We start from the raw sequence: 20,907 nt of genomic DNA on the forward strand, positions 1-20,907 counted from the left end.
TGAGGGAGAGCATGGGAGCGCCGGAGTTCAGCGCCGATCTGTACCGGGACATCACCGAGTTCGCGGAGGGCACGCCGTCGTGGGTGCATACGGCGGCGGAGGTGGGGACGGACGCGGGGCTGCTGTTGTTCGCGGTGTTGTTCGTGGCGGGCTGGTGGCGGGCCCGGGCGCGGGACGCACGGGCGATGGGGCTGGCGCTGGCGGCGCCGTTCGCGGTGGTGGCGGCGTATCTGGTGAGTGAGGTTTCCAAGACCTTCATCGAGGAGGAGCGGCCGTGCCGGGCGGTGCAGGGGGCGGTGCACATCGCGGCGTGCCCGTCGCCGGGTGACTGGTCGTTCCCGAGTAATCACGCGACGATCGCGGCGGCGTCGGCTGCGGCGATCGTGGTGGCGTGGCGGACGATGGCGCCGCTGGTGTTGCCGCTGGCGGCGCTGATGGCGTTCTCGCGGGTGTTCGTGGGTGTGCATTATCCGCATGACGTGGCGGCGGGGTTCGTGCTGGGTGTGGTGGCGGCTCCGGTGGTGGCGCTGGTGCTGGTGGCGGGGCTGCGTCCGCTGGTGGAGTCGTTGCGGGGCGTGACGGTGGGTGCGGTGCTGCTGGGGGCGCGGCCGGTGGCGGCGGGTGGTCCCGGTGTGGACGTCGGCGCGGGGCGGCCGGTGGTGTCGGGTCCGCGTGCCGGGGTGGCGCAGGCGGCGGTTGCGGAGGGCGCGGCGCGGCCGGTGGATGAGGCGTCGGTGACGATGCCGGACGTGATGGGCGGTGTGACCCGCAGGGGTGGCCGGTTGCCCTAGCGGGGCGCAGGCGGCCGTGTTCGTGTTCGGGCGGGCCGTTCCGGGTGGTGTCTGGGCGCCGCCGCGGGGCGGCCCGTCGTCGTGTGCGGGGTCGGCGGCGCCGGGCGGGCTGATAGCCGCGGGTTATCACGGCTGGTATTGGACGGGCCGGCGTGCGGGCCCGACGATGGCCGCACGGGCCCTGGTCGGGGGCGTTGAGCGGATTGCGTTGAGCGGATTGCGGGGTCGGGATGCGGATCGCGGTTCTGGGCACGGGTGACGTGGGGCGGGCGTTGGCGGGCGCGCTGGTGGGCGCCGGGCATGAGGTGGGGCTCGGGTCGCGGACGGCGGGCAATCGGCGGGCCGCGGAGTGGGCGGCGGCGTACGGCGGGCGGCACGGCGATTTCGCGGGTGTGTGCGGTGACGCGGAGATGGTGGTGAACGCCACCAACGGGGCGGCGTCGCTGGACGCGCTGGGCGCGGCGGGTGATCTGGCGGGCCGGACGCTGGTGGATGTGGCGAACCCGCTGGATTTCTCCGGCGGGTTCCCGCCGGTGGTGGTGGCGCCGGGCGGGTTGAGCCTGGCCGAGCGGATTCAGCGGGCGTTTCCGGGGGCGCGGGTGGTGAAGACGCTGAACACGATGCACAACACGGTGATGGTGGCGCCGTCGTCGGTGCCGGGCGGGCATCAGGTGTTCGTGTCGGGTGACGATGAGGACGCCAAGAAGGTGACGGGCGGGCTGCTGGGTGATCTGGGGTGGGCGGCGGAGCGGATCGTGGATCTGGGGCCGCTGGCGACGGCGCGTGCGGTGGAGCAGCTGCTGCCGTTGTGGCTGGCGGTGAACGCGCGGCTGGGTACGGCGTCGTTCAATTTCGGTGTCCATCACTGACCGCCGCGCCGCTCCCCCGGCAGGGTGTCAGGGGTGTCGGCGGTGGTGTCGACGAGGCCGGCCTCGTAGGCGATGACGGCGGCCTGGACGCGGTTGCGGACGTCCAGGCGGGTCAGGATCGCGCTGACGTAGGCCTTGACGGTGCCTTCGACGACGTGGAGGCGCGAGGCGATCTCGGCGTTGGACAGGCCGGCGCCCAGCAGGGCCAGGACGTCGCGTTCGCGGGGGGTGAGGCGGGCGGTGCGGTGGCGGGCGCGGGCGCCGCCGGCCAGGCGGCCGCCGCCGAGTTCGGTGATGACGCGGTGGGCGACCTTCGGGGACAGGTAGGCGGCGCCGCCGGCGACGGCGCGGACGCCGGCGATGAGTTCGCGGGGGTCGCCGGATTTGAGGAGGAAGCCGCTGGCGCCGCCGGACAGGGCCCGGGCGATGTATTCGTCCTCGCCGAACGTGGTGAGCATGATGAGGCCGGTGGCGGGGGCGGCGCGGCGCAGTTCGGCGGCGGCGGCGAGGCCGTCCAGGCGGGGCATGCGGATGTCCAGGAGGGTGACGTCGGGGCGGTGGCGCAGGGTGAGGTCGACGGCCTCGTGCCCGTCGGCGGCCTCGGCGACGACCTCGATGCCGGGGTCGGCGGCGAGGATCGCGCGGACGCCGGCGCGGATCATGGCCTCGTCGTCGGCGAGCAGTGCCCGGATCACTGGTTCTCCTGTCGTTGGCGGTGCTGCGCGCTGAGCAGGCTGGTGTCGTAGGCGTTCTTGTCGGTGAGGCGGCCGCCGGTGAAGCAGAGCCGGTAGATGCGGGAGATGCCGAGCAGGTCGGCGTCGGGGCGGTAGTAGCGGCAGTCGGCGTGCGGGGGTTCGGGGACGGTGTCGCGGACGGTTCCGGCGCCCATGGCCTGCATCGGCGGGAGGGTCTGCTGGACGCGGGCCTGGGGGGTGCCGACGCGCAGTGCCGCGTAGTCGGCGGGCGGCAGGACGGAGTTGAGGGTGGCGTAGATGTAGTAGCCGGCCATGACGGCGCCGAGGGCGGTCATGAGGGCGGCGGGGACGGCGATCGCGGTGATCAGGCCGCGGCGGACCTGGCGGCGTTCGCGGGCGAGGTGGCGGGCCGATTCGGAGGGCCACTCCCCCGGTGGCGGGCCGGTGAGGCCGAGGGCGGCGCGCAGTGCCGTGGCGGCCGTGGATCTGGATGTGGGCCCGGTGTCGGGCCTGGTGGTGGGCCTGGTCGCGGTGGTGACGGCGGCGGGCGGGCCGGTGCGGGGTCCGGTGGGCGGGGTCGGGGGCAGGTCGGCGGTGACCTCGAAGCCGCCCTCGGGGGTGGGGCCGGCGTGCAGGGTGCCGCCGAGGACGCGGACCCGTTCGGTGAGGCCGGTCAGGCCGTGGCCGCCGGAGGGCAGCAGCGGCGGCGCGCCGGGCGGGGGCCGGTTGGTGATCGTGACGGTCACCGCGCCGCCCGTCCCGCCCGGTTCGGGGGGCCGGCCGGGGTCGGGCGGGTCGTGGTGGGTCAGGTGGACGGTGACGGCGGCGCCGGGGGCGTGCTTGGCGGCGTTGGTGACGGCCTCCTGGACGACGCGGTGGGCGGCGAGCGCGACCATGGGCGGCAGGTCCGGCAGGTCGGCGGCGGCGTCCGCGTCGGCGAGGCGGACGGGGACGCCGGAGGCGCGGGCGCGTGCGATGAGTTCGGGGATGCTCTCGCGGGCGGGCCGGACCGGAGCGGTCCCGTCCGCGCCGCCCTCATGCGGGCCGGTCGCGCCGGGGAAGGGGGCGCCGGGGGCGGTGTCCTCGCGGAGCACGCCGATGATCTCGCGGAGGTGTTCGGTGGCCTCGGCCGCGCCGGCGCGCAGTTGCGCGGCGGCGTCGCGGTGGCGGTCGTGCAGGCCGGGCGCGACCTGGAGGGCGCCGGCACGGACGGCGATGAGGGCGAGTTCGTGGCCGAGGGAGTCGTGCATGTCCTGGGCGATGCGGGCGCGTTCGCGGAGCCGTTCGCGTTCGGCGATGATGCGCTGCTGGTGTTCGAGGTGTTCGGCGCGTTCCCATCCGGCGTGCAGGAGTTCCTGGTACTGGCGCCAGTAGCGGCCGGCGAGCCAGGGCAGGACGCCCAGCAGCACCAGCCAGACCGTGGAGGGGAACCAGGCGGTGACGGCCAGGCCGCGGGCGACGGCCAGGGCCGTCCCGGCGACGAACACGGTGGTGAACACCCACAGCGGCGGCTGGGCGCGGAGGGTGCGCCGCCCGGTCAGGTAGGACAGCACCGGCATGGCGAACACGAAGTTGCCGTGCAGGAGGATCAGCGCGATGGAGGCGAGCAGCGCGGCTGTGGGCCAGGTGCGGCACACCGCGACGGCGGCGGCCAGGACGAGCAGGCCGCCGGCCAGCGGCCACCATGACGCGAGCAGGGGCTGCAGCGGCGAGATCATGTCGACGGCGACGGGGAATGCCAGCGCCCCGTACAGCAGGACGTCCTTGATCAGGGCGGACCGGGACGGGCGGCGGACGGCCTGGCGCACCGTCCGGGGCCGCGCGGTGCGGGCGGCGGCGGCGCCGGCCGCCCGGGCGCGGGCCGCCGCCGCGGCACCGGCGCGGCGCGGGCGGGAGGCGGGGCGTGGGGACGCCGTGTCGTTCACGCGCTCCACGCTACAAGCCGGTGAACTGCGGTGTTACTGACGAAAGTCAGGGGTGCGGGCGGGGCGGCGGCGACCGGCCGCCCTGCGGTGATCTTGGGGTGTGGTGTGGGAGGAGGCGCGGCTGAACTACGGTTGGCCCGTGACAGCGTCGCCTCCCAGCAGCCGTGTGCGCGGTGCCGCGCGCGCGGCCCGCGCGGCGGGGCGTGCGCCGCGGTGGCCGCGCGGCCTGGCCGCCGACGCCGTCCTCGCGGTCGCCGCGCTGGCGGTGACGCTGGGCTGGACCGTCTGGGTCGCCCGGCCCGGCGACCGTCCGCTGTGGCCGGGCGGGGTCGCGCTGATCGCGGTGTCCACGCTCGCGCTGGCGGCGCGGCGGCGGCATCCGGTGGCGGTGCTGGTGATCGGGGTGGCCGCGCCGCCGCTGTACTACCCGATGGGGTATCCGGACGGGCCGATCGCGCTGGTGCTGTGGGTGGCGCTGTTCACCGCGGCGGTGGAGTGCCGGCTGGTGGTGTCGCTGGGCGCGGTGATCGTGGTGAACGCCGGGTTCCTGGGCGCGTCGCTGCTGCGCGGCGGCGGGGGCAGCGACCCGGAGGCGATCGTGGACGCGCGGGGCGTCGCGTCGCTGACGGTCATGCTGCTGGTCACCGTGGCCGTCGGGCAGTACGTGCGCAGCCGCCGCGACCGGGCCGAGGCGGCCGAGCGGCGCGCCGCCGAGGCCGAGCGGGGCCGGGAGGCCGAGGCGCGGCGCCGCGCGATCGCCGAGCGGCTGCGGATCGCGCGGGAGTTGCATGACGTGCTGGCGCACCAGATTTCGCTGATCAACGTGCAGGCGGGTGCGGCGCTGCACCGCCGCGACGACCCGGACCGCGCGTACGCGGCGCTGGAGGCGATCAAGTCGGCGAGCAAGGAGACGTTGCGGGAGCTGCGCGGGGTGCTGGGCGTGCTGCGGCAGGTCGACGCCGAAGCCGGCGGGGCGGGTCCGGCGGCGCCGCAGCCGTCGCTGGCGCGGGTCGGTGAGCTGCTGGACCAGACGGCCGCCGCCGGGCTGACCGTCCGCAGGGCCGGGGACCTCGCCGCCGCCTCCCCCGCTCACGGTGAGGTGGGGGCGGCCGAGCCGGCGGGGCTGGCGGGGCTGCCCGCGCCGGTCGGGCTGGCCGGGTACCGGATCGTGCAGGAGGCGCTGACCAACGCCGTCCGGCACTCGGGGGCCGCGGTGGTGACGGTGACGGTGTCGCGCGTGCCCGGCGCGGTGATCGTGCAGGTCGACGACGACGGCGCGGGCGGACAGCCGGACGCGGCCGGGGAACCGGACGCGGCCGGGGAACCGGACGCGGCCGGGAACGGGCTGCGGGGCATGCGCGAGCGCGCCGCCTCGGTGGGCGGGCGGATGACGGCGGGACCGGGCCCGGCGGGCGGGTTCCGGGTGTGGGCGCGGCTGCCGCTCGACGGCCGCGGCGATGAGCGGGAGCAGATGGAGGAGATCGCGTGATCCGGGTGATGCTGGCCGACGACCAGACGCTGGTGCGGGCGGGGTTCCGGTCGATCCTGGAGGGCGAGGACGACATCGAGATCGTCGCCGAGGCCGGGGACGGGGACCAGGCGGTGCGCAAGGCGTCGGAGCTGCGGCCCGACGTGGTGCTGATGGACATCCGGATGCCCGTTCTGGACGGGCTGGAGGCCACCCGCCGCATCATCACCGACCCGCGGCTGGACGCCGTCCGGGTCGTGATCTTGACGACGTTCGACCTGGACGACTACGTCTACGGCGCGATCAAGGCCGGGGCCAGCGGGTTCCTGGTCAAGGACACCGAGCCGCCCGAGCTGATCCACGGGGTGCGGGTCGTGGCGCGCGGCGATGCGCTGCTGGCGCCGACCGTGACGCGGCGGCTCATCGCCGAGTTCGCGTCCCGGATCACCGCGCCGCCGCCGGCGGTGGAGCTGAACTCCCTCACCGACCGGGAGCGCGAGGTGCTGGAGCTGGTCGCGGCCGGGCTGTCGAACGAGGAGATCGCCGGCCGGCTGGTGCTGTCGCCCGCGACCGCCAAGACCCATGTGAGCCGCATCCTGTCCAAGCTGGGGGCGCGCGACAGGGCGCAGCTGGTGGTGCTGGCCTACGAGACGGGCATGATCCGTCCCGGATGGCTCGGCTGACACGGCCGTCCCGGACCGGGGTGCAACCGGGCGGGGCGCGGTGGTGTTGAACGGATGTGACGGCAACGGACGAAGCACTCATCCCACCCGCCGGCGCAGGCACCGGCGACGCGGCGGGCGCACGGGTCGTCGCGGCGCTGTCGCGTGACCTGGACGACGGGTTCGCGGTCCTGTACGAGGCGTACCGGGGCGCGGTGTTCTCCACCGCGCTGCGGCTGTGCGGGCGGTGGGCCGAGGCCGAGGACCTGTCCGCGGAGGCGTTCCTGCGCGCCTACCGGGCGCTGTGCGGCTACGGGGAGGAACGGATCGCGGGGCTGCGGCCGCGGGCGTGGCTGCTGACGATCCTGACCAACGTGTGGCGCAACAGCGTGCGGTCGGCGGTGCGGCGGCCGCCGCCGGGCCCGATCGAGGACGTCGCCGACCCGCCCGACCCCGGTGAGGGCGTGGAGGACGCCGCGGCGCGCCGCGAGACCGGGCGCGAGCTCGCGGCGCTGCTGGCGCGGCTGTCGGGCGACCAGCGCGCCGCCGTCGTGCTGCGGCACGTCACCGACCTGCCCGTCGCCGAGATCGCCGCCGTCCTCGGCATGCCCGAGGGCACCGTCAAATCGCACATCTCCCGGGGCCTGGCCCGCCTCCGCGAACTGCGCGGCGCGGGAAGCCCGGGCCCGGGAGAACATGATCGGCAGCAGGAGAAAGGGGGCATCAGATGATGCGCAACGACCCCGCCGGCGAGGCACCCGGCCCGCAGGCCGCCGAGACGGCCGGCCCCGCCGCGGATCTGGCCGCGGACCTGGCCGGGCTGGCCGCCGACGCGCCTCCCGGCCTGCTGGACCGCATCGCGGCGCGCCGCGTCCACCTGCCCGGGCCGCTGCCCGGCCCCCCGGCCGGGCTGCACGCCGGCCTGCAGGTCGCCTTCACCGACCACGGCGTCGCCTACCTGCGCGCCGGCATGGACGAGCGGGAGTTCGCCGCCGCGTTCCGCGCCCGGTTCGGGCGGCCGCTGCTGCCCGCCGCCGGCCCGCCCGCGGGGCTGGTGCCCGCGCTGCGCACCGGGCGGCTGGGCGCCCTGCGGCTGGACCTGCGCGGACTCAGCGAGTTCGAGGCCGCCGTGCTGCGCGCCGCCGCGCAGATCCCGCGGGGGCAGATCCGCCCGTACGCGTGGGTGGCGCGGGCGGCCGGGCGGCCCCGGGCGGTCCGGGCGGTCGGGTCGGCGCTGGGCCGCAACCCCGTCCCGCTGCTGATCCCCTGCCACCGCGTCACCCGCTCGGACGGGACGCTCGGCGACTACGTGTTCGGCGCCGGCGCCAAGGAGCGGCTGCTGCGCGCCGAGGACGTCGACGTCGACGGCGTCACCGAGCTGGCGCGGCGCGGCGTGCGGCTGGTCGGCAGCGACACCACCGGGATCGTGTGCTACCCCACCTGCGGTGACGCGCGGCGGATCACGCCGGGGCACCGGCGCGGGTTCGGTGATCTCGCCGCAGCGGAGGCCGCCGGGTACCGGCCGTGCCTGCGCTGCCGTCCCGGCGACCCGCGTCCGGCCTGACCCCGGCCCTCCGGCCCCCGCACGCCGTCGTCCTGGCCGCCGCCCAGGTGTGATCGGGCGTGTGCCGGGCCCCGCGCCGCGTCCGCCCCGGAGGGCGGCGGCCGGGCCGCCTGGGGGGCATAGATCGGCGTGAGGCGGGAATGGGGCGGTCCCGTCCACCTGCGGGAACGGCCCAGCGGGGACGGCCGACCAGGGGGAGGCCGCCATGCGCGTCGTCGTCACCGGCGCCACCGGCAACATCGGAACCAGCACCGTCCGCGCGCTCGCCGCGGACCCGGCCGTCACCGCCATCACCGGCGTGGCCCGCCGGAAACCCGGCCCCGGCGCCGACCCGGCCGGGACCGGCGACGGCGGCGGCAAGATCGAGTGGGCCGCGGCCGACGTCACCGACAGCGACCTGGTCCCGCTGATGCGCGGCGCCGACGTCGTGGTGCACCTGGCCTGGCTGTTCCAGCCCACCCACCGCCCGGCGGTGACGTGGGACGCCAACGTCGTCGGCAGCTCCCGCGTGTTCGGCGCCGCCGCCGAGGCCGGTGTGCCCAGCCTGGTGTACTCCTCGTCGGTCGGCGCCTACTCCCCCGGCCCCAAGGACCGGGCGGTCGACGAGTCCTGGCCCACGCACGGCTGGCCCGGCGCCGCCTACAGCCGCGAGAAGGCCTACGTCGAACGGCTCCTGGACGTGTTCGAGGCCCGCAACCCCGAGTGCCGCGTCGTGCGGATCCGGCCGGGGTTCATCTTCGAACGCCAGAGCGCGTCCGAGCAGCGGCGGCTGTTCGCCGGGCCGCTGCTGCCGGGCCGCCTCGCCCGTCCCGGCCTCATCCCCGCCGTCCCGGACCTGCCCGGCCTGCGGCTGCAGGCCCTGCACTCGGCCGACGCCGGTGAGGCGTTCCGGCTCGCCGCCACCGGCGGCGCCCGCGGCGCGTTCAACATCGCCGCCGGCCCCGTCCTGGACGCCGCCGAGCTCGCCGACATCCTCGGCGCCCGCACCGTCCGGCTCCCGGCGCGCGGCGTGCGGGCCGCGCTGGCCGCCGCGTGGGCCCTGCACCTGGTGCCCGCCTCCCCCGGCCTGTTCGACCTGGCTCTGGAAATCCCGATCATGGACGTGTCGCGGGCCCGCGACGAGCTGGGCTGGACGCCCCGGCACACGGCCCGCGAGGCGATCCAGGAGTTCCTGGAAGGACTGCGGACCGGGGCCGGGCGCGACACCCCGCCGCTGTCGCCCGGAACCGGCGGGCCGGCGCGGGCCCGCGAGTTCGCCACCGGCATCGGCCGCAAACCCTGACCGCGGCACACCGGACATCCACCCGCACCCGGCCCAGAACCCGGAGGTCACCATGCCGACGATCACTCCCGACCACCTGCACGCCCTGCTGGCCTCCGCCGACCGCGACGCCGCGCTCGTCGTCGTCGCCGGCCGGGCCACCGTCGTCCCCGCCGACCCCTCCCGTGACGGGGGGCCCGAGGAGGCGCTGGTCATCACCACCCGGGACGCGGTGATCGCCGAACTCGACACCGGCGCCAACGAAGAGCAGATCGAACGCCTCGCCCAGCGCCTGGACGTCGCCCTCGAAAGCCTCGGCGGCTGACCCGCCGGCCCTCGCTCGACCGCGTCTGCTGCGGCCGGGGAGACGACCCGAAACACGCCCGAAACGTCAACGCGCGGGCGGGACCGCTCAGCGGCCTTCCCCGCGGCCTTCGCCGCGGTCGGTGCAGGGAGGCTCCCCGTCCGGCTCCGGCCCGGGCTGCGCGTCCGCCGCGTCCGGGTCGTCCGCTCTGACGCGCCGCCGGTGGCTGGTATCGCAGAACGGGTAGGCGCGGCTGCGCCGGCACGCGCACAGCGCCACCAGGAAACGGTCCGACACCACCGTCCGCCCGTCCTGCAGGACCACCTCGACCGGGCCCTCCACCAGCACCGGCCCGCCCGGCACCATCCTGACCCGCCGCCGGTCCCGATCCCCGCCGCCCGCGAGCGGCACGTCGCCCCCGGGCCGCGCGGCGGCGGCTCCCTCACTCCGCGCGGCGGCGCCGTCAGGCCGCGCGGCGGCGCCGTCAGGCCGCGCGGCGGCGGCCCCTTCACCCAGCGCGGCGGCGGTCCCGTCAGGCCGCGCGGCTGCCATGGCCCCCACTTCCCTCCGGTTCCCCGCGCCCCTCAGGTCCCCCGGGTCCGCCGGATTCCGCGTGTCCGCCGGATTCCGTGAGTGCCCCGTGCCGGGCACCGTCCTCGATGCGGTCGGCGCGTACCACCACGAGGTCCTCGTGCAGCTGCCCGGGACGCAGCAGCCCCCGGGCCCGCAGGTCGGCGGCCCGGTGGCGCATCACCGGGCCCAGCGGCTCACGCCGCCGCGCCACCACCGAAGCCCGCATCCCGGCGCGGCGCAGCGACACCAGCGTCGCCGCCACCCCGTTCAGCGCCGAATGCACCACCAGCAGCGTCCCCGACGGCGTCAGATGCCGCGGCGCCGCCGCGCAGATCCGGTCCAGCAGCGCCCGGCCGCCCGGCCCCGCCTCCCACGCGCGGGCCCGGCCCCGCGCCGACGCGGGATCGGTGTCGCCCGCCACGTACGGGGGGTTGGCGACGATCACGTCGAACACCTCGCCCGCCACCGGTGCGAACAGGTCGCCGCGCAGCACCCGCACCGGCAGGCCCCGCACCAGCGCGTTCACCCGCGCCGCCAGGACGGCCTGCGCCGACACGTCGACCGCCACGACCTCGCAGCCGTCCCGCGCGGCGGTCATCGCCACCGCGCCGGTGCCGGTGCCGAGTTCCAGCACCCGGGCGCCCGCCGGGATCCGCGCGCTGCGCAGCGCGCTCGCCAGCAGCCGCGTGTCCGACTGCGGCCGGTACACGCCCGGAGGTCTGAGCAGCAGCATCAACGGCTCCCTACGCCCGGCGGCGCGCTCCCGGCCGGCGATCCCGGCAGCGGGCGGCGCAGCGACGACCGAGGGGGCCGCCGCCAGGATCCCAGCAGGTGCCCGGCCAGGCGGTCCTCCAGCAGCCCCGTCGCCCGCACTCCCAGCACCACGTCGCCCGCCAGGCCGGGCTCGTCCTCCAGCAGCCCGCCGATCACGTCGTGGCGCAGGACCTGCTCGTGGACGGCGTCGGCCTCGATGTGCTCGGTGTAGAACAGCACGGCCCGCGGCCCGGCCCCCAGCCGCTCCAGCGCCCGCGCCATCCGCCGCGCGGCCGGCGCCGTGGTGATCTCCGCGGCGGCGAAATGGCCGACCAGCGCGCCTCGCAGCGACCGCCGTAGCCCGAACAGCGACATCATGTTCACCGTCGCCAGCATCACCGCCGGCGCCGCGTCCACATACGCGCCGTAGGAGGGGTCCAGGCCCAGCTCGTCCAGCAGACCGGCGTACAGGCCCTGGTGGATCATCTCCGGGCGGCCGCCGCCGAACTCGTCGTGCTCCACCGCGACCAGCGCCGTCTTGGCGCGGCCCCGCAGCCTGGGCACCACCCACGCGTGCGGGTCGGCCTCCTTCAGGTGGTACACCGACCGCAGCGCCGCGTGCTCCAGCAGCTGCCACCACTGCCCGTCGTCGCGCAGATGGTGGGTGACGCCCCGTGCGCCGACCGGCTCTGTCAGCAGTTCCTCCAGCGCGTCCCGCACGCCGGTCCCGCCCGGGCGGGTCGCGGTGTCCCGGCGCAGCGCCGCCAGGAACGACGCCTCCATCGCGCCGCGCAGCCGCAGCAGGCCCGGATCCCACTCCCAGTCCGGGTCCACCCCGGCGAATCCGCGGTAGTGCAGCTCGTAACAGGTGTGCAGCGCCAGCTGCAGGTCCTCGCCGTACGGGTCGGCCGTCCCCGCCCGCCGCACCGCGTGCGCGGCCGGTGCCCGGCCCCGCGCAGGGCCGGGCGGCGGGCCTGCCGCCAGTGCCGCGACGACGGCCCGCGACAGCGGCCCGCGCGGGGCGGGCAGCGCCGGCACCGCCTGCCCCGCGCGGGGCGGGGGTGACGGCGGGGGCCGCCGGTGCGCGGGTCCCGGGAGGTGCTCGGGGGATTGCAGAACGGTCATGTCTCCTCCGTGGTGCGGGGGATGTCCGGCTGCGGTACCCGCTCACACGCGTCCCATACGCCCGGTTCCTCCCCCGCTTCCTCCTCCGGTGCCGCTCCGGCGGGCCGGCCCGGGCCGTCCGCCGCGGCGTCGGGAAGGCCGCCCGCCGGCCCGCTGGAGGCGGTCTGCCGGGCCAGCATGTCCACCGCGGCGCGGGGGCCGCCGCGCCGCGCCGCGCGGCGCTGCCGGTCCGCGCCCGTCCCGGCGCGGCGGACGCCCTCCACCAGCGTGAGCACCGCGTCCAGGTCCCCGGTCTCGGCCAGGGCCGGGCCGACGCGGGTGAGCAGGTCCCCGGCCCGGCGCCACGCCGGCACCGCCCGGCGGGTGAACGGGTCCAGCGCGGGGCCGCCCATCCCGTTGCGGGCCGCGTTCCACAGCGCCGCCGCGCACACCTGCCCGTCCACCGGCGGGGCCTCCCGCCCGGCGGACAGGTCCCGCAGCGCCGCGCCGACCAGGCCCCGCACCAGCGCCGCCTGCAGCACCGCCTCGTCGGCGGTCGCCGCCGCGTCCGCCGCCCGCACCTCCACCGTCGGCCACCGCGGCGACGGCCGCGCCAGCCAGAAGCTCATCGCCTCGTCCACCAGGACGCCCGCCTCCACCAGCGCCGCGACGCGCCCGTCGTACTCGGCCGCCGACACCGAGTACGGCGGCGTCCCCGCCCCGGGGAACCGTGCCATCTCCACGATCCGGCGGCTGTCATGGCGGCCGGCGCGGCCGTGGTCGAACGGGGAGTTCACCGACAGCGCCACCAGAACCGGCAGCCACGGCCGCAGATGGTTCACCACCGCCACCGCCGTCTCCCGGTCGGGGACGCCCACGTGGACGTGGCAGCCGCACGCCTGGTAGTCCTCCACCACCTCCCCGTAAGCCGCGATGACCGCGGCGAACCGGTCACCGGCCGCCACCCGCGGCGGCCGCCCGCCCAGCACCGGCGTCCCCGCCGACACCAGCCGCGCGCCCGCGGCCCGCGCGGCGCCGGCGAGCCGCGCCCGGCCGCCGCGCAGCTGAGCCCGCAGGTCCGCGAGGTTGCGGCACACCCCGGTCGCCGCCTCCACCTGCGAGGTGAGCAGCTCGGCGTGGAACGCGGCGCCCGAGGCGCGCCACGGGTGCGGCTCCGCCGCCGCCAGGACCTGTTCCGCGTGCGGGACGCACACCCCCGACCGCGCGTCGACCAGGAGGAACTCCTCCTCGACCCCGAGGGTCACCCCCGGCTGCGCGGCGCCGCCCCCGCCCGCGCCGGAACCCGCCTCGTGCCCGTCGCCCATGCCGCATCCCCCTGATCCCCGCGCGCCAGTCCCCGCGAACGTGCGGGCCCCGCCCCGGGGGCCCGTCCCACCCGTGGATGCCCGCACAGGACGGCCCCTCCCTCCCCCGCCCAAGATCCTTTCCGCCGGGCGGGGACCGGTGACCGGATCGTTCCGCATCGCGCCGCGATGATGCCTGCCGGACGCCGCCCCGCCCGGGCAGCATCGCGGGCATGAACCGCGACACCGACAGCAACCGGGCCCTGCTCGTCATCGACGTCCAGGAGTCCTTCCGCCGCCGCCCGAACTGGCGGGCCGTGTCGGCCCCCGACATCGACGCCCGCGCCGCCCGGCTCGTCGCGGCCGCCCGCGCCGCCGGCGACCTGGTCGTGTGGATCCTGCACGCCGAGCCCGGCAGCGGCGGCGTGTTCGACCCCGAACTCGGCCACGTCCGCCTCATGGACGGCCTCGCACCGGCCGCCGGCGAGCCCGTCCTGACCAAGACCTCCCGCAACGCCTTCACCACCACCGCGCTGCAGCAGCTGCTCACCGAACGCGGCATCCGCGAACTGGTCGTCTGCGGCATCCAGACCGAGCAGTGCTGCGAGACCACCGCCCGCCTGGCGGCCGACCTCGGCTACCGCGTCACCTTCGTCACCGACGCCACCGCCACCTTCCCCATCCCCCACCGCGACGCCCCGCCCGGACGGCCCCTGGCCGACGTCCTCGCCGACCCCTCCACCCTGCCCACCGACCAGATCATCGCCCGCACCGAGTACGCCCTGGCCGGACGGTTCGCCGACATCGCCTCCCTCGACGACCTCGCCCCCGCCCCGGCCCCGTCGGCGCTGTAAACTGACCGGATCGTGACCCGGATCGTCTTCCTCCTCGTCCCCGGAGTGCACCTGCTCGACCTCGCCGGCCCCGCCCAGGTGTTCTACACCGCCGCCGGCGACGGCCTGCCCTACCGGCTGTCCTACGTCGCCGACCATCCCGGGACCCAGGAGGCGGGGACGGGCGAAGACGCCGCGGCGGTGAGCGTCGTCACCGCCCAGGGGCTGCCCCTGCTGGCCCCCGCCGCCTGGCCGCGCCTGACCGGCGACGACATCATCATGGTCCCCGGATGGCGGTGGGGCCGCGGCCCTCAGGCCCTGCAAGCCCCGCACGCCCCGCCCGTCTCGCGCGGCACCGCCCGCCGGCTGGCCGCGCACCACGCCGCCGGCGGGCTGGTCGCCAGTGTCTGCGCCGGCGCGTTCGCCCTCGCCCACGCCGGGCTCCTGGACGGCCGCCGCTGCACCACCCACCACGAACTGCAGGACGCCCTGGCCCGCCGCCACCCCCGCGCCACCGTCGTCCGCGACGTCCTGTACGTCACCGACGGCCGCGTGGTCACCTCCGCCGGCATCGCCAGCGGCATCGACCTGGCCCTGCACCTGCTCGCCGCCCGGCACGGCCCCGGCGCCGCCGCCCGCACCGCCCGCACCATGGTCGTGTACGCGCGCCGCAACGGCGACGAACCCCAGGCCGGGATCATGCTCCGGCACCGCGGCCACCTCAGCGACGCCGTGCACCGCGCCCAGGACCTCATCGACGCCGGCTACACCCGGCCCCTGCCGCTGGCGGCCCTGGCCGCCGAGGCGGGCGTCAGCGAACGCACCCTCACCCGCCGCTTCACCGCAGCCACCGGCCTCACCCCCCTGCGGTACCAGCAGGAACTGCGGCTGGAACGCGCCGAGCACCTCCTCGGCCAGGGCGCCACCGCCGAAGCCGCCGCCCGCGCCGTCGGCTTCACCGACGCCCGCATGCTCCGCCGCCTCCGCGCCCGCACCCCCTGACCCGCCCTCCCCCGGCCCTGCGGCCGGACTCGGGGTCAGCCCTGCAGCGCCAGGTAGGGCGCCAGCGCCAGCAGCGTCACCACCAGCGCGGCCTTCAGCGCCCCCGCCGGGACCGCACGGGCGATCACCCACCCCAGCAGCACGCCCGCCAGCTCCGGGACGCCCACCACCGCCGCCAGCGTCCAGTCGACCGCGCCCGCCGGCACGTACCCGGCCGTCCCGGCACCGGCGATCACCACCGACTGCGCCTGCGCGGCGGCCAGCGCCGACAGCACCGGCACCCCCAGCGCCACCAGCAGCGGCACGCACAGCACCGGCCCTCCGACACCGAACATGCCGCCCGCCGCCGCCACCCCCGCGCCCGCCGCGACGACCACCCCGGCGCGCAGGCCGGGCACACCACCACCGGGCACACCACCACCGGGCACACCACCACCGGGCACACCACCACCGGGCAGGGCATCGGGCGGCCCGCCGGACGGCGCCCGCCCGGCCGGCCCGCGGCGCAGCACCAGCACCGCGACCAGCGCGACGAACACCCCCAGCAGCACCCCGAACACCCGTCCCGTCACCATGCCGTTGACCAGCACGCCCACCGGCGTGCCCGCGACCGCGCCGCCCGCGAGCAGCACCGCGAGCCGCCGCGTGCCCGGCTCGCGCAGCTGACCCGACCGCACGTAGACGGCGGTGCCCAGCACACCGGTCGCGACGTTGGTGACCAGCGCCGTCCCCGCGACCTGCGCCGGCGGCAGCGCCGTCACGGCGAACAGCCCCGCGGTGACCAGCACCCCGCCCGGCCCCACCGCGGTGATCCCGACACCGGCGACCAGCCCGACCAGCACCAGCGCCGCCAGCGCCGCCGGATCCAGTCCCGCCGTCACCCCGGCTCAGGGGCCGGCGGCGGGGCCAGCGCGCCCGACAGGAACAGCGTGGTGGCCGACGCGCTGGCCTCCTCCACGCTCAGCCGGTGCCGGATGACCCGCGACACCACGCCCTCCAGCAGGCTGAAGTACAGCTCGGCCAGCGTGTGGACGGGCAGATCGCGGCGGAACGCCCCGCAGGCGGCGCCGCGCTCGAACACCGCCCGCAGCGGCACCGCGAGCTGCCGCTCGACACGCCGGGCCTCCCGGGGCGACCGGTCGAACAGGCCGAGCGCCCGGTACCGGCTCGTCGCCGCGATCGTCGCGCGCGTCATCCGGGCCACGGCCTCCTCGATCGGCACCGCGTCCAGCCGCGCGTCGGCCAGCCGCCCGGTCAGCTCCGACAGCGCCGCCTCGTACAGCGCGTACAGCAGCGCCTCCCGGTTGGGGAAGTAGCGGTACAGTGTCGCCCTCGCCACCCCCGCGGCCTGCGCGATGTCGGTCATGCTCGCCGACTCGCCCCGCTCGGCGAGCACCGTGGCCGCCACGTCGAGGATCCCGGCCCGCACATGGTCGCGCAAGATCATGCCCCTGGTCATCGCGCGGAACGCTACACCACTGTCTCGTCCTCCGACACCATGCATCCTTGAAGAGACAGCGTGTCCTGCGTCGCGGCCCGCACATCTGAGCCCCTGAAGCCGGGCCCGGACCCGGCGAGGCCGAGGCGCGCGCCCTGCCAACGCCGATTCTGCGGCACGCCGCGCACGCCGCCGCCGACGCCGCCGGCGTCCTGCACACCCTGGAGCACCAGGACCGGTCCGCGGGGACGCCGCCGCGCTCGGCGTCCTGCCCGAGGGCCTGGCCGCGCGCGCCGCCGTCCCCGCGCTCGTCCTGGACGGCGGCGATAGCCCCGCCTGGATGCGCGGCGCCGCACGTCGCCTCGCCGCGGTCTTGCCTGCGGGGACTCACCGGGCCCTGGGCGGTCAGACCCACGACGTCGACCCGGGGGTCCTCGCGCCCGCCCTCGCCGCGTGCCTCGCCGGCTGGCCCGCGGGCGCGGCGGCGTCCGCTACGGGGAGAGCGGGACCTCGATGTACCCGGGTGCGCCCCGCCGCAGCGACGCGCGCCCGGCGGTGACCTGCGCGGCCCATGCCTCGAAGTCGTCCAGGTCGGTGACCGGGACCGCGACGTCGGCCTCCACGCCCTCCCCGTAGCGGACGTCGCCGGGCTGTACGCCGCGGCCGTGCAGGTCGCCCAGGAACCGGCCCGCCAGCGCGTGGTCCACGCCCACGGTGACCGTCACCACGGGGCGCAGTTCCACCACCCCGACCGCGTCGACGGTGTCGGCGACGGCCTGGGCGTAGGCGCGCACCAGGCCGCCCGCGCCGAGCTTGACGCCGCCGAAGTAGCGGGTGACGACCGCGACGGTGCCGGTCAGCCCGCGCCGCGTCAGCACCTCCAGCATCGGGATGCCCGCCGTCCCGGCCGGTTCGCCGTCGTCGCTGCTCTTGGCGATCTCGCCGTGCTCGCCGACCACGTAGGCGGTGCAGTTGTGGGTGGCGTCGTGGTGCGCGCGCCGGTGCCGGGCCAGGAACGCCACCGCCTCGGCCTCGTCGGCGGCGCGGGCGAGGGTGCAGACGAAACGGGACTTGCGGATCTCCAGCTCGCGGGAGCCCGCCTGCTTGATCATGCGCATGGTCGCCACCGAGTCTAGGCGGCCGCCGGCCCGGCCGGTTCGGCACCGGGCGCGGCGGGCGCCCGGCGGGCGGTGACGGGTCCGCTGGACGAGCTGTGCCGCCGCCGGCCGGGGCGGTCAGACCAGGTCGAGGAGGTCGGCGATCGAGGGGACGACGCGGTTGGGGCGGAACGGGAAGCGGGCGATCTCGTCCTTGCGGGTCACGCCGGTCAGCACCAGGATCGTCTCCAGGCCCGCCTCGACGCCGGCGACGATGTCGGTGTCCATGCGGTCGCCGATCATCGCGGTGGACTCGCTGTGCCCGCCGACCCGGTTCAGCGCCGTCCGCATCATCAGCGGGTTCGGTTTGCCGACGAAGTAGGGCTCCACGCCCGTCGCGCGGGTGATCATGGCGGCGACCGCGCCGCACGCGGGCAGCGACCCCTCGGGGGACGGGCCGATCGGGTCGGGGTTGGTCGCCACGAACCGCGCGCCGCCCTCGATGAGCCGGATCGCGCGGGTGATCTGGGAGAAGCTGTAGGTGCGGGTCTCGCCCAGCACCACGTAGTCGGGGTCGATGTCGGTCAGCACGAAGTCGGACTCGTGCAGCGCCGTCGTCAGCCCGGCCTCGCCGATCACGTACGCCGATCCCGCGGGCCGCTGGTCGGCCAGGAACCGGGCGGTCGCCAGCGCCGACGTCCAGATCGACTCGGGCGGCACCCGCAGGCCCGCCGCGGCCAGCCGCGCCGACAGGTCCCGGCGGGTGTAGATCGAGTTGTTGGTCAGCACCAGGAACGGCTTGCCGGACGCCGACAGCCGCCGGATGAACTCCTCGGCGCCGGGGACGGGGCGGCCCTCGTGCACCAGGACCCCGTCCATGTCCGAAAGCCAGTATTCGATCGGCCCGCGCTCGTTCATGTGCCCATTGTCGCAGGATCTTCGCAGGCGGGGATCTTCGCCCGGGCCGGCGGCCCGGGCGCGCCCGGCGCGGCGGGGCGTTGACCTGCGCGTGATCCGGATCATAGATTTCGGGCACGGCGCTCCGAATCGTGTTCGGTGATCGGGCCGCGCGGCGGTGCGCCGTCATCCCGCGGGAGGCGCGACGTGCACGACCAGCAATTGCCGGCCATCGCCGAGGTCAGGGCAGCGATGACGGCGCCCGGGCAGCTGTTCGAGATGGACGAGGCCGTCGTCCGCGGCGTGCGGACCCGCGTCTGGAAGAACGCCCCGCCCACCCTGCGGGAGATCCTGGAGATCTCCCGCGCCCACGGCGACGCCGCGTATCTGGTCTACGAGGACGACCGGGTGAGCTTCGCCGAGCACTACGCGCGGGCCGCCGCGTTCGCGCGCCGCCTCATCGACGGCTACGGCGTCGCCAAGGGCGACCGGGTCGCGATCGCGATGCGCAACTACCCCGAGTGGTCGGTGGCGTTCTTCGGCGCCGCCGTCGCCGGCGCGGTCGTGGTGCCGCTGAACGCGTGGTGGACCGCCGCCGAGCTGGAGTACGGCCTGGCCGACAGCGGCGCGAAGGTCCTCGTCGCCGACGCCGAACGCGCCGGCCGCCTGGCCGGGGTCCTGCCGAAGCTCGGCGTCGCCTGCCTGGTCGCCCGCGCCGGCGGGGACGTCCCGGGCGGGTGCGAGTCGTTCGAGGACGTGCTCGGCGACGCCGGGGACCCCGCCGCCGCGTCCCTGCCGGACGTGCCGCTCGACCCCGACGACGAGGCCACCATCTTCTACACCTCCGGCACCACCGGACGCCCCAAGGGGGCGCTCGGCACCCACCGCAACATCGCCACCAACCCCGTCAGCCTCGCCTACGGGATCATGTCCGCCGGTGTCCGCGCCGGACGCACGGTCGAGGAGCTGACCGCGCCGCAGCCGCGGGTGACGCTGCTGAGCGTCCCGTTCTTCCACGCCACCGGCTGCCACTCGGTCCTGGTGACCAGCGCCATGCAGGGCGGCACCGTCGTGATGATGTACAAGTGGGACGTGCGCACCGCGCTGGAGCTGATCGAGCGGGAGCGCGTCACCGGGTTCGGCGGCGTCCCCACCATGGCGTGGCAGGTGCTGACCTCCCCCGACTTCGACAAGTACGACACCTCCAGCCTCACCGGCGTCAGCTACGGCGGCGCGCCCGCGGCGCCCGCGCTCGTCGACAAGATCAAGGAGCGGCTGCCCGAGCGGATGCCCGGCAACGGCTACGGCCTGACCGAGACCTCGTCGGTGACGACCTACAACGGCGGCGTCAACTACCTGGAGCGGCCCGAGAGCGTCGGGCCGCCCGTCGCGGTCTGCGACGTCAAGGTCGTCGACCCGGCCGGTGAGGAGCTGCCGGCCGGGGAGGTCGGCGAGCTGCTCATCAAGGGCCCCAACATCATCAAGGGCTACTGGAACAAGCCGGAGGCGACCGCTCAGTCGTTCGTCGACGGCTGGTTCTACAGCGGCGACCTGGCCCGCCTGGACGACGACGGGTTCGTCTACATCGTCGACCGCGCCAAGGACATGCTCATCCGCGGCGGGGAGAACATCTACTGCGCCGAGGTCGAGGCCGCCCTGTACGAGCACCCGGCCGTCGCCGACTGCGCCGTCATCGGCGTCCCCCACGAGGTCCTCGGCGAGGAGGTCGGCGCGGTGATCGTGGCGCGTCCCGGCGCCGCGGTCACCGAGCGGGACGTCGCGGAGTTCCTGGCCGGGCGGATCGCCGCGTTCAAGGTCCCGGTGCACTACTGGTTCCGCGACGAGGGCCTGCCCCGCAACCCCGGCGGGAAGATCCTCAAGACCCGCCTGCGCGAGGAGCTCCTCGGCTGACTCCGCGGCCGGAGCTCAGCGCAGGGCGCCCAGGCAGAGGCGGACGGCGGCCTCGACGCTCTCGGCGGTGGTGCGGCCCGGCGGCGGGTCCAGGACCGCGCCGTGCACCTGTGCCTCCAGCGCCTGGACCAGCAGCAGCGCCGTCAGCGCGCGGTCCGGGCCGCCGGCGTCCAGGCGCGCCAGGTGGTGCTCCACCTCGGCCGCCATCGCGGCCTGGAACTCGCGCAGCCGGCGGGCCGCCTCCGGCGGGCGCGGCGCCTGGTCGTACAGCAGCCGGTGCGTCGCCGGGTCGGCGCGGTGGACGTCGGCGAGCGTTCCCACCAGGGTCCGCACCGTCTCCTCCAGGCCCGGGCGGGGGGGGGGGCGGGGCCCCCCCCCCCCCCCCCCCCACAAACCACGAAGAAACGCACGAAAAAAACCAACAAAAAACAACAAAGCGTAAGCAGGGGATCGGGG

General features: G+C 76.6%; 21 protein-coding genes and 1 pseudogene. 11 read left to right on the forward strand and 11 right to left on the reverse strand.

Going from position 1 to position 20,907, the window contains the following annotated elements:
- Positions 1–11: 11 nt before the first annotated feature.
- Together AB0C35_RS30550 and AB0C35_RS30555 are read left to right on the forward strand one after the other, a co-directional pair.
- A complete protein-coding gene (locus tag AB0C35_RS30550; RefSeq protein ID WP_358463254.1) occupies positions 12–791 on the forward strand; it encodes a phosphatase PAP2 family protein in 780 nt (259 codons plus the stop codon).
- 230 nt (positions 792–1,021) lie between these two features.
- Positions 1,022–1,660: an NAD(P)-binding domain-containing protein gene (locus AB0C35_RS30555; RefSeq protein WP_358463257.1), complete on the forward strand. Its 639-nt coding sequence runs from the start codon at positions 1,022–1,024 to the stop codon at positions 1,658–1,660.
- Here the strand turns inward: AB0C35_RS30555 and AB0C35_RS30560 are convergent.
- Together AB0C35_RS30560 and AB0C35_RS30565 are read right to left on the reverse strand one after the other, a co-directional pair.
- Positions 1,654–2,355: a response regulator transcription factor gene (locus tag AB0C35_RS30560; RefSeq protein WP_358463260.1), complete on the reverse strand. Its 702-nt coding sequence runs from the start codon at positions 2,353–2,355 to the stop codon at positions 1,654–1,656. The genes AB0C35_RS30555 and AB0C35_RS30560 overlap by 7 nt on opposite strands.
- Complete coding sequence (locus AB0C35_RS30565) at positions 2,352–4,280, reverse strand: histidine kinase (protein WP_358463262.1); 1,929 nt, start codon at positions 4,278–4,280, stop codon at positions 2,352–2,354. The genes AB0C35_RS30560 and AB0C35_RS30565 overlap by 4 nt, the downstream gene beginning before the upstream one ends.
- Positions 4,281–4,419: 139 nt before the next feature.
- Between AB0C35_RS30565 and AB0C35_RS30570 the strand changes: the two genes are divergently transcribed.
- The 6 genes from AB0C35_RS30570 to AB0C35_RS30595 all read left to right on the forward strand — a co-directional run bounded on the left by AB0C35_RS30570 (position 4,420) and on the right by AB0C35_RS30595 (position 9,560).
- Positions 4,420–5,769: a histidine kinase gene (locus AB0C35_RS30570; RefSeq protein WP_358463264.1), complete on the forward strand. Its 1,350-nt coding sequence runs from the start codon at positions 4,420–4,422 to the stop codon at positions 5,767–5,769.
- The gene (locus tag AB0C35_RS30575; RefSeq protein ID WP_358463267.1) at positions 5,766–6,431 is read left to right on the forward strand and encodes a response regulator transcription factor; all 666 of its coding nucleotides are present in this window, start codon (positions 5,766–5,768) and stop codon (positions 6,429–6,431) included. Before AB0C35_RS30570 ends, AB0C35_RS30575 begins: the two co-directional genes overlap by 4 nt.
- Before the next feature lie 56 nt (positions 6,432–6,487).
- Positions 6,488–7,141, forward strand: a complete 654-nt coding sequence (locus AB0C35_RS30580; protein ID WP_358463270.1) for an RNA polymerase sigma factor — start codon at positions 6,488–6,490, stop codon at positions 7,139–7,141.
- Complete coding sequence (locus AB0C35_RS30585; protein WP_358463273.1) at positions 7,138–7,974, forward strand: methylated-DNA--[protein]-cysteine S-methyltransferase; 837 nt, start codon at positions 7,138–7,140, stop codon at positions 7,972–7,974. Before AB0C35_RS30580 ends, AB0C35_RS30585 begins: the two co-directional genes overlap by 4 nt.
- A gap of 205 nt (positions 7,975–8,179) precedes the next feature.
- Positions 8,180–9,256, forward strand: a complete 1,077-nt coding sequence (locus tag AB0C35_RS30590) for an NAD-dependent epimerase/dehydratase family protein (RefSeq protein WP_358463276.1) — start codon at positions 8,180–8,182, stop codon at positions 9,254–9,256.
- A 52-nt stretch (positions 9,257–9,308) separates the two neighbouring features.
- Complete coding sequence (locus AB0C35_RS30595; protein WP_358463279.1) at positions 9,309–9,560, forward strand: hypothetical protein; 252 nt, start codon at positions 9,309–9,311, stop codon at positions 9,558–9,560.
- 183 nt (positions 9,561–9,743) lie between these two features.
- Here AB0C35_RS30595 and AB0C35_RS30600 read toward each other — a convergent pair.
- From AB0C35_RS30600 to AB0C35_RS30615, 4 genes and pseudogenes are all read right to left on the reverse strand, one after another.
- Positions 9,744–9,905, reverse strand: a pseudogene (locus tag AB0C35_RS30600) (CDGSH iron-sulfur domain-containing protein); the annotation flags it as partial.
- Between the two features lie 166 nt (positions 9,906–10,071).
- A complete protein-coding gene (locus AB0C35_RS30605) occupies positions 10,072–10,845 on the reverse strand; it encodes a HemK2/MTQ2 family protein methyltransferase (RefSeq protein ID WP_358463282.1) in 774 nt (257 codons plus the stop codon).
- The gene (locus tag AB0C35_RS30610; protein ID WP_358463285.1) at positions 10,845–11,990 is read right to left on the reverse strand and encodes an iron-containing redox enzyme family protein; all 1,146 of its coding nucleotides are present in this window, start codon (positions 11,988–11,990) and stop codon (positions 10,845–10,847) included. Before AB0C35_RS30610 ends, AB0C35_RS30605 begins: the two co-directional genes overlap by 1 nt.
- Complete coding sequence (locus AB0C35_RS30615; protein ID WP_358463288.1) at positions 11,987–13,294, reverse strand: glutamate--cysteine ligase; 1,308 nt, start codon at positions 13,292–13,294, stop codon at positions 11,987–11,989. Before AB0C35_RS30615 ends, AB0C35_RS30610 begins: the two co-directional genes overlap by 4 nt.
- Positions 13,295–13,506: 212 nt before the next feature.
- Here AB0C35_RS30615 and AB0C35_RS30620 point away from each other — a divergent pair, with 212 nt between their 5' ends.
- Positions 13,507–14,127: an isochorismatase family protein gene (locus AB0C35_RS30620; protein WP_358463291.1), complete on the forward strand. Its 621-nt coding sequence runs from the start codon at positions 13,507–13,509 to the stop codon at positions 14,125–14,127.
- 12 nt (positions 14,128–14,139) lie between these two features.
- Positions 14,140–15,108: an AraC family transcriptional regulator gene (locus AB0C35_RS30625; RefSeq protein ID WP_358463294.1), complete on the forward strand. Its 969-nt coding sequence runs from the start codon at positions 14,140–14,142 to the stop codon at positions 15,106–15,108.
- A gap of 35 nt (positions 15,109–15,143) precedes the next feature.
- Here the strand turns inward: AB0C35_RS30625 and AB0C35_RS30630 are convergent, their stop codons facing one another.
- From AB0C35_RS30630 to AB0C35_RS30645, 4 genes are all read right to left on the reverse strand, one after another.
- On the reverse strand, positions 15,144–15,989 hold the full coding sequence (locus AB0C35_RS30630; protein WP_358463297.1) for a sulfite exporter TauE/SafE family protein: 846 nt from the start codon (positions 15,987–15,989) through the stop codon (positions 15,144–15,146).
- A complete protein-coding gene (locus AB0C35_RS30635; RefSeq protein WP_358463300.1) occupies positions 15,986–16,567 on the reverse strand; it encodes a helix-turn-helix domain-containing protein in 582 nt (193 codons plus the stop codon). The genes AB0C35_RS30630 and AB0C35_RS30635 overlap by 4 nt, the downstream gene beginning before the upstream one ends.
- A gap of 470 nt (positions 16,568–17,037) precedes the next feature.
- The gene (locus AB0C35_RS30640; RefSeq protein WP_358463303.1) at positions 17,038–17,664 is read right to left on the reverse strand and encodes a YigZ family protein; all 627 of its coding nucleotides are present in this window, start codon (positions 17,662–17,664) and stop codon (positions 17,038–17,040) included.
- A gap of 117 nt (positions 17,665–17,781) precedes the next feature.
- A complete protein-coding gene (locus tag AB0C35_RS30645) occupies positions 17,782–18,561 on the reverse strand; it encodes an HAD-IIA family hydrolase (RefSeq protein ID WP_358463306.1) in 780 nt (259 codons plus the stop codon).
- Positions 18,562–18,747: 186 nt separating this feature from the next.
- Here AB0C35_RS30645 and AB0C35_RS30650 point away from each other — a divergent pair, with 186 nt between their 5' ends.
- Complete coding sequence (locus AB0C35_RS30650; protein WP_358463309.1) at positions 18,748–20,451, forward strand: class I adenylate-forming enzyme family protein; 1,704 nt, start codon at positions 18,748–18,750, stop codon at positions 20,449–20,451.
- Positions 20,452–20,466: 15 nt separating this feature from the next.
- Here AB0C35_RS30650 and AB0C35_RS30655 read toward each other — a convergent pair whose 3' ends face one another.
- Positions 20,467–20,784, reverse strand: coding sequence for a hypothetical protein (locus AB0C35_RS30655; protein ID WP_358463311.1), 318 nt, complete (start codon positions 20,782–20,784; stop codon positions 20,467–20,469).
- Positions 20,785–20,907 lie beyond the last annotated feature (123 nt).

This window comes from Spirillospora sp. NPDC048819, from assembly GCF_040650055.1.
GTDB lineage: Bacteria > Actinomycetota > Actinomycetes > Streptosporangiales > Streptosporangiaceae > Spirillospora.

Excerpts from the sequence above, each read along its gene's own strand:
- AB0C35_RS30550 (WP_358463254.1), top strand. The coding sequence starts at position 12 with ATGGGAGCGCCGGAGTTCAGCGCCGATCTGTACCGGGACATCACCGAG.
- AB0C35_RS30555 (WP_358463257.1), top strand. The coding sequence starts at position 1,022 with ATGCGGATCGCGGTTCTGGGCACGGGTGACGTGGGGCGGGCGTTGGCG.
- AB0C35_RS30585 (WP_358463273.1), top strand. The coding sequence starts at position 7,138 with ATGATGCGCAACGACCCCGCCGGCGAGGCACCCGGCCCGCAGGCCGCC.
- AB0C35_RS30590 (WP_358463276.1), top strand. The coding sequence starts at position 8,180 with ATGCGCGTCGTCGTCACCGGCGCCACCGGCAACATCGGAACCAGCACC.
- AB0C35_RS30595 (WP_358463279.1), top strand. The coding sequence starts at position 9,309 with ATGCCGACGATCACTCCCGACCACCTGCACGCCCTGCTGGCCTCCGCC.
- AB0C35_RS30605 (WP_358463282.1), bottom strand. The coding sequence starts at position 10,845 with ATGCTGCTGCTCAGACCTCCGGGCGTGTACCGGCCGCAGTCGGACACG.
- AB0C35_RS30610 (WP_358463285.1), bottom strand. The coding sequence starts at position 11,990 with ATGACCGTTCTGCAATCCCCCGAGCACCTCCCGGGACCCGCGCACCGG.
- AB0C35_RS30615 (WP_358463288.1), bottom strand. The coding sequence starts at position 13,294 with ATGGGCGACGGGCACGAGGCGGGTTCCGGCGCGGGCGGGGGCGGCGCC.
- AB0C35_RS30620 (WP_358463291.1), top strand. The coding sequence starts at position 13,507 with ATGAACCGCGACACCGACAGCAACCGGGCCCTGCTCGTCATCGACGTC.
- AB0C35_RS30635 (WP_358463300.1), bottom strand. The coding sequence starts at position 16,567 with ATGACCAGGGGCATGATCTTGCGCGACCATGTGCGGGCCGGGATCCTC.
- AB0C35_RS30640 (WP_358463303.1), bottom strand. The coding sequence starts at position 17,664 with ATGCGCATGATCAAGCAGGCGGGCTCCCGCGAGCTGGAGATCCGCAAG.
- AB0C35_RS30645 (WP_358463306.1), bottom strand. The coding sequence starts at position 18,561 with ATGAACGAGCGCGGGCCGATCGAATACTGGCTTTCGGACATGGACGGG.